General features: G+C 36.0%; 3 protein-coding genes and 1 pseudogene. 3 read left to right on the forward strand and 1 reads right to left on the reverse strand.

Annotated features, from left to right (window positions below; all coding sequences use genetic code 11):
- Window positions 1–615 (forward strand): annotated as a pseudogene (locus tag ACIPNH_RS04770) (transposase); the annotation flags it as partial.
- A 117-nt stretch (window positions 616–732) separates the two neighbouring features.
- Here the strand turns inward: ACIPNH_RS04770 and ACIPNH_RS04775 are convergent.
- On the reverse strand, window positions 733–3,531 hold the full coding sequence (locus ACIPNH_RS04775) for a WPE palindromic element domain-containing protein (RefSeq protein WP_400771999.1): 2,799 nt from the start codon (window positions 3,529–3,531) through the stop codon (window positions 733–735).
- A 99-nt stretch (window positions 3,532–3,630) separates the two neighbouring features.
- Between ACIPNH_RS04775 and ACIPNH_RS04780 the strand changes: the two genes are divergently transcribed.
- Window positions 3,631–6,726 carry an AIR synthase-related protein gene (locus ACIPNH_RS04780; RefSeq protein WP_400771997.1) on the forward strand — a complete coding sequence of 1,032 codons (3,096 nt, stop codon included), beginning with the start codon at window positions 3,631–3,633 and terminating at the stop codon, window positions 6,724–6,726.
- Between the two features lie 95 nt (window positions 6,727–6,821).
- Window positions 6,822–7,334, forward strand: coding sequence for a hypothetical protein (locus ACIPNH_RS04785; protein WP_006279733.1), 513 nt, complete (start codon window positions 6,822–6,824; stop codon window positions 7,332–7,334).
- Window positions 7,335–7,865 lie beyond the last annotated feature (531 nt).

Genomic DNA, 7,865 nt, shown 5'->3' on the forward strand with positions numbered 1-7,865 from the left:
ATAATATGGAAGATATCGAAATTGCTATAGACAGTACAGGAATTAGTATATACAACAACACACAGCAAGGAAAATAGCACTGACAGAAAATATCGTGGCTATGAGCAAACGAGAAAATTGCACGTAATGTTGAATATAAACAACAAAAAAGCCATAGCTGTAAAATACAGTAACGGTGTCTACTCTGATCACTATGGAGCTTGTGATTTGCTAAAAGAAGTTGATTTTCAGCATGCCATAAAAGCACTATATGCAGATAGAGCATGTGATAGGCACAAGTTTTATAAGTTGTGTAACGAATATGATATAAAGACAAAAATTCCACCAATAAACAATGCGGCAGAACATCCAGAAATAGATTATATGTCTGACAGGAATGCTGCTATTAGGTTAATAAAATTATACGGTGAAGATGGCATGAAAGAATGGAAAAAAGAAGTAAATTATGGGAAAAGATCTTATATTGAAGGGTTTTTCTCAAGATTAAAGCAAATATTCGGATTTAGTTTTAGGAATAAATCTGAGATAAATCGAGAAAAAGAACTGCTAATCAAATGCTATTTGCTTAATAAATTCACTGATATTGGTATGGCTAAATTTGAGATAGTTACATGAATTTACCATAAATCACCATCTCATAAAGTGTGATGCAACAAAGCCATCCCAGTGTCTGGGCACTGGGATGACACCCTTTTGGATGGAAACCAGTGTCAGGTACTCGGATGACACCATTTACAACCACTCTCCTACCCTTTCTAGCTGTTTATAGCTGTTAAATCTCAGGAATTTATCAAAATATGGAGAGGCAATAAAGGGTATGGAATTACTTAAATAGTTAGATAAAAAACCAGGCAGATCATTTTTTAATTCTTGCATTTTGTATCTATAATTTTGTATAGAAATAACTTTTATTTTATCATAATCAAGTTTCCAATAAGCAAGTTCTGAGACTTCTCTTTTTGTTATATGTTCTACCGCTAAGGCTTGTAAAATTAATTGCGGAAAAAATCCCGACATTACTTCTTCATTGGAAGGTGGTGTACCAAGCTTATAGTCTATAATTGCCACTTGCCCACTTGGTAGATACTCAACTCTATCACATCTTGCTATCAGTGAAATTTCTTGTGGCTTATTTGTCATCCAAGCAGTTTCATACTGATCACAAGAACCAGTGTCACGCGCTGGAATATGAAATATCGGACAGGAAAAGTTCTTTTCCAACTCAACATAATTGCTTCGAGTTTCATCAAATTCGACAAAAGATTGAATTATCTTTTGTAGTCTTACCCACCACATATTTGAAAAATTAAACTGACTAGTCGAAAATGCTTCTCGTGCAATGCTCATTGGAGATTTTTTGTTGCGTAAATATCTTGCAAGAATGTTGTGTACCATAGTGCCAAATTCCAATATCGATGGCTTAAAATTCAAGTCTCTTAATTGTTTAAGACCCAGTATATATTCAACGTAAAATGAATAAGGATTACGAATTAGCTTTTCTATTGCACTGCAAGACATCACCTGCATTTTTTCTTTTCTAACTTCGGTTTGAGGTTTTGGCATAGGCTGAGTACATGGAACAATACATTCAGGCGTATTTAATATCCTTAGCCAATCACGATACGGCTGCTTCCCCTCCTTGAGCAGAATTTCCAAACGCTGCAATAGAATTGGCTTTCTATGGCTTAGCGATCTTGTAATATAAACCTTACTTGCACAAAACAAATTGTGTAAAGTATAAAAAAAATACCCCTGCTCTTCTTGCACGGAAGGAAGATTAAATTTTTCTCTCGTAAATGCATTCAAAAGCGGATTTTGAAAGCTTGGCGCTTCATTAAATCCAGCAAGTATTACAACTTTGTTGTGATATAAGCTGAATTTATTCAAGTCACTTGCTACAGAGAAAAACTCTTTCTCTAAAAATAAGGTCAGAATTTGGCTATATAACTCTAAGGAGCACTTAATTTCTACACCCTCACATGCATTCAAGAAATTACAGGTGAAATTACCTATTTCACTATTTAGCTCTGAAAAATTTATACCAGATAATATATTAATACACTGCAAATGAGTTGCTACCACATCAGAAATAGAGTAATTTATAGAATTAAGCAAAGGATTAAATATAGCCTCTAACTTATTGATAATAAGTAATATATCTTCTTTATGTTTTAGCTTTTTATGGGCATTGATAGCATTTATAATATCGCTCAGGCCATTTGTACTAAAGTTGCGTAATATCTCTATTTCAAATTCAGATAAAATCCGAGTGTACTCTTCTTGAGTGTAACCAAAAGTCACTAGCCTATGTTTAAGGAGCGAAAGTAATGACACACTGCTCCAATTTGAGGTCAAAACTTCGATACTATAAAGCAGAAGCGTTATATAAGGGTAATTTTCCGGTATGGCACTGTGTTGCCTTGATAAACATGCTATACGAGCTGCAAGTAATTTATCAAAGACGACCAAAGAAATGTTTTCATAACCTTCATTTTCTATAATTAATGATGTCACTTGTGCTTCTTCCTCTCTGGAATCACAAGTGATGACTTCAATATTGCCAACATGTCCACTACTAACTTTGCTTAGATCGGCAGTTGTATCAAAGACGTAATCTAGATATTCCTCAGGACTTCCTGTTATCCCAGCCCTTTCTTCTGTCATCCCAGTGCTTGACACTGGGATCCAGTTTTCATTATACAGCCACCTGGTGCGCTCATTTAAAGTTAAGTTTTCTGGATCCCAGTGTCTGGGCACTGGAGAACACGCTTCTGGCAGAAAACTTACATCCTCTCTGCCTATACTTAAATAACCTAGCAGATCTTTCAGACAATATTGATAGTGTTTTTTATCAAGCAATTTCCAGTCTTTCTCTTTAATTTTCAAATTCAGGTTAGGCAAAATTATTTCTCCAAACGGCAGGTCATATATAGCCTTAATTAACGACTTATCCTTTCCAATTCCAACAAAGATTATATGTTGGTCTTTTTGTAAAGAGATTATCATATTGTTTATGTAATCACTCTTATGTTTTAATATATCTACTACTTCTAAATCTTTTAAAGTTTTACTCCAAGTCTCAGTGAGTAAGCTTATGAAATTCTCTATTTTTTTTGAATGTTCATCAAATTGATAACAATCCGTTGTTTGGGTAGATTGAATTTTATCAAGCAGTGATGGCAGGCTATAAGCTAAATCAATTGGAAAATTATCATTATTTTTTCTATTCCACTCCAATATGAATTGAATGAGTAGCAGTGTCCTTTTTGTTGGCTTGATAACTTTAACCCTATCAAGATTTAATATTAAATCTTCCTCATCAATATTCTCTAGCGAAACTATCTCTGGCAAAATTATGCATTTTTTAGCGTTATGATTCTTGAATGCACTCAGCAGCGCTATCACATCCCTCTTGCAAGGAAGTATGATTTTTACTTCAGGAATTTTTTCTCTTTCATATTCAGAAAATATGTGCTGAACCAGCACATCAAAAAGAGATTCATCCACATTAACGGTAAAAACTCTTCCCACTAACAGTAACAATTAATACAATATTTTATTGTATAGAAATTATTCAAAATATAAACGTGCTTGTATGCTATTATATATTAAAATTTTTTATAACATTACATGGCAAACATTAGAATAGAAGTTTTAAATAAATGCGAGCAAATTGGCCGTAGATGGTTAGTCAACGTTTACTCGATTTACATACGCAAAGGATTACCATCCAAATTATATGAAGAAATTTGCGGGCTATTTTATAATAAAGTCATACAAGACTGCCGTTATTATTCCTACAATGAAAACCTTGAAGAAGTTCCGTATGATTTCATAGAACCACAAGCAAAGTGGGGCTTGGAAATAAGCTTCTTACCTGGCATGACCGATAATGTAGGCAACACAGTGAAACAAATTGTTAGAGAATATTTAATAAACAAGGACTACATTGATGAAAATGTTTGTATAAAAGCAAGAAGTTCAAAATTGATTCTAAGTCAAGCAACTGAAGATGATATAAAACAAGAATTTAATCCTATCACTGAGTATTGCATTCTTGTTTATAAAGAAAACGGCAATTGCTATTGGAGGCATTACGGTAAATTAAAAGGTGTCATCCCAGTGCCCAGACACTGGGATCCAGAAAACTTCAAGCAATTGTATAATGAAAACTGGATTCCAGTGTCAAGCACTGGAATGACAGAGGGGGAAACAGGAATGACAGAAGGGAGAGCTGGAGATACCCACTCCGGTGTCATTCCAGCGCGTGACCAGGAAAAAAAAGAATGGATCCCAGTGTCAAGCACTGGGATGACAGAAGAGAGCACTGGGATGACATCAAGTAGTAATGGGGCTAAGTCTGTTGACCTCAATGTAAGTGACCAAGAGCTTGAAAAAATTAGTAGAGATGGAATCGATGGCAATGGCACTTTAGGTCTCTCCCTTGCAGCAATGAAGGATATAAAGGATTACTTCAATAAACTTGGCAGAAATCCATATGATATCGAACTTGAGTCTCTGGCACAGACTTGGTCTGAACATTGTAAACACAATATTTTTTGCTCCCCTATTGATGAAATAAAAGACGGTCTATATGCTCACTATATTAAGCGTGCAACGCGTGAGATAAATTCTGACATATGTGTGTCAGTTTTCTCTGACAACGCAGGAGGAATAATTTTTGATGACGATTACTTGATTGTAGATAAAGTTGAAACCCACAATAGCCCTTCAGCTCTTGATCCATTTGGTGGAGCAATGACTGGCGTACTTGGAGTAAATCGTGATATAGTTGGTTTCGGGAAAGGCGCGGAGCCTATAATGAATACCTATTACTTTTGCTTTGCCAAAGAAGCAAAAGGCAAATTTTATAGGGATAAAGAGCGCACTGATGAGATCTTACCGCCAAAATATATAATGAAAAAAGTGATCCATGGTGTTAATGTTGCTGGTAATTGCTCTGGTATTCCAACACAACTTGGATCGGTATATTTTGACGATAGATTTTGTGGCAAGCCGCTGGTTTTTGTTGGCAGTGTCGGAATTATTCCGCGCAACATAAATAACGCACCTTCTCACATTAAAGGACCAAAAAATGGCGATAAAATCGTAATTATTGGTGGAAGAGTTGGAAGGGACGGAATTCACGGCGCAACGTTTTCTTCAGAGGCTTTATCGGGAAACAGCCCTTCAACGATTGTGCAAATTGGTGACCCTATAACACAAAAAAAACTATCCAATGCCGTCATAAAAGCAAGAGATCTTGGTCTTTATAATGCAATAACGGACAATGGAGCAGGTGGGCTGTCGTCGTCTATTGGTGAAATGGGAAAAGACGGATTTGAAGTTGATTTGAGCAAGGTTCTCCTTAAAAACGATGGTATGGCTCCGTGGGAAATATGGATATCAGAATCACAAGAGAGAATGACCTTAGCAGTGCCAGAAGAAAATCTCCCTATGTTTAAGCAAATCATGAAAAAACATGATGTGGAGGTTTGTGTGATTGGAGAGTTTAATGAGAGTGGTAAAGCCGTTGTTAAATGTCCTAAAGGGACAGTAATAATGGATATCGGAACTGAATTTCTGCATGATGGTAATCCTAAAATGCATTTACAGACAAAGCCGTGGTCTAAGGGGCTTCCAGCGCTACGCGCTGGAATGACAACAAGTTCGCCTTCTTTAGAAATTGAATTAAAAGAAATGTTAAGCAGACCAAACATTTGCAGTAAAGAGTTCATAGTGGTGCAATATGATCATGAGGTTCAAGGATCGTCAGTGTTAAAACCACTGCAAGGCAAGGGAAGAATGTGCAGCGAAGCTATTGTCTCAAGGCCTGTTCTTTCTTCAAATAAAGGTGTTGTAAAATCGCAAGGATTTGGCTCAAGTTATGGAGAAATTGACACCTACCACATGGCAGCATGTGCAATTGACACCGCGATACGCAACTATGTAGCCGCAGGAGGAAATATAAATCATCTAGCGTTGCTCGACAATTTTTGCTGGTGTGATGCTTATAATCCAGAAAGGTTGTGGCAACTAAAGAAAGCTGCAGAGGCTTGTTACGACTTCGCAACTGCATTTAAAACACCATTCATATCCGGAAAAGACAGTATGTTCAATGACTTCAAGGGATATGATGAAAATGGCGAGAAAGTGATAATCTCTGCACCACCTTCATTACTCATCTCAGCAATTGGAATTATAGAAAATATTGAAAATGCGGTATCGCTTGATGTAAAAATGCCAGGGGACTTGATATATGTGCTTGGAGAAACACTTGATGAACTTGGTAGATCTGAATATCAGTTATATAGTGGAATAGGTAATAACAACGTACCAAAAGTTGATGCAAAGAGCGCTAGGAAGTTGTATGAGCGTTACAACCAGGCAATAAAAGATGGCATAATTGCCTCTGCAATTGCACCAAACTTAGGCGGATTAGTTATTGCTCTGGCAAAATCGCTAATTGCAGGAGACCTTGGTGCTGAAATCGATCTTTCACTAGTGCCAATAGGAAAAATACAAAATACAGACATAATAAACAAGATAATAATGTTTTCTGAATCGCAAAGTAGAATTTTGGTTACTATTGCACCACAAAATCAGAAGAGGTTTGAAGAATTGTTTGAAGGTGGAGTTTATTCATGTATTGGCAAAGTAACAGAGAAAAAGGTGCTAAACATAAAGGATGTTTTAAAAGTAGATCTGAAAGATGTGGCATGCTAATATAAAATATTTTTCTTATTATGCTAAATAACTCTTTTACTATATGTAATGTTTATTTAGAATGAATGTATGTTATTAATTTTGGGTAGGTAATTATGTCTATTTTATCGATACTCCTGTTTATCAGTCTTTCTTTACTCAACACTTCAAATAAATTGATGATATGTGCTGCCTTATTTGTGGGAGCTGCTTTAGTTGTAAATTCAATGGTTGAATTTTATGGCAGAAGCAAAGCTACGTACAACTTAATAGTGTGTACAGCGCTATGTTGTGTTTTTAAATGGCAAAGTTTTAATTTGATGATATTGATTTCATATACTGCAATTTTAGTATCTCTTCTCTCAAGCATAATTATTTTTGAAAAATTGAAGTCCAAGTTGAATTTTCATATGGCAAATTTCATTACTTTAATTATAGCATCAGTGGTTGATAGTGCCGTTGTATGTGTTGGATTACTATACAAATTTTCTGCAGGTAAATGCTTATCAATATACATTAGAGATTTAATTTTTAAGTTTTCTTATGTGTCAGTATTGAGCATCTGCTTGTTTGTAGGAATGTATTTATTTTGCTTGGCGAACAAGAAGTATTTTAAGATTTCCACATAACCTGTTTTCTGATATAGCTAAACTGACTTTGGGTCCTGGGGGTGTATTTGGTGGTCCTAATACGTAACAACAGTTTAGAATTTATAGGTAGCCTAAACCCACAACTGTACAAACACTATGATTTGAGCCTATCAGGGGGGTGTCATTCCAGTGCCCAGACACTGGAATCCAGAAAAAAGAATGGTGTCATCCCAGTGCTTGACACATAGCTGTACGAACATTCATTTTTGAAGGTAAATTGCACAGCAAATGGTGTCATTCCAGTCTGGAATCCAGAAATTTTGCTTATAACTGAGCTGATGAGCTAAAGGTAGTTGTCTTACGCTAAAACAAACGTTTTTAATTAAGTTGCATAGAACCAGTGTCTGGGCACTGGCCCACTGGTGGGAATTGCTCCTAAACTACAACGTTCGTACAGCTATGTGCTTGACACTGGGATGACATCATAGGGGCACTGGCCTACTTATAGCTCTTTTCATAGAAGTCCGGATGTGATAAGATAAGGATAGAAGATGATAAGGAGGTTGAGTG

The sequence above is a fragment of the Wolbachia endosymbiont of Drosophila barbarae genome (assembly GCF_044752445.1).
Taxonomy (GTDB): Bacteria; Pseudomonadota; Alphaproteobacteria; order Rickettsiales; family Anaplasmataceae; genus Wolbachia; species Wolbachia pipientis.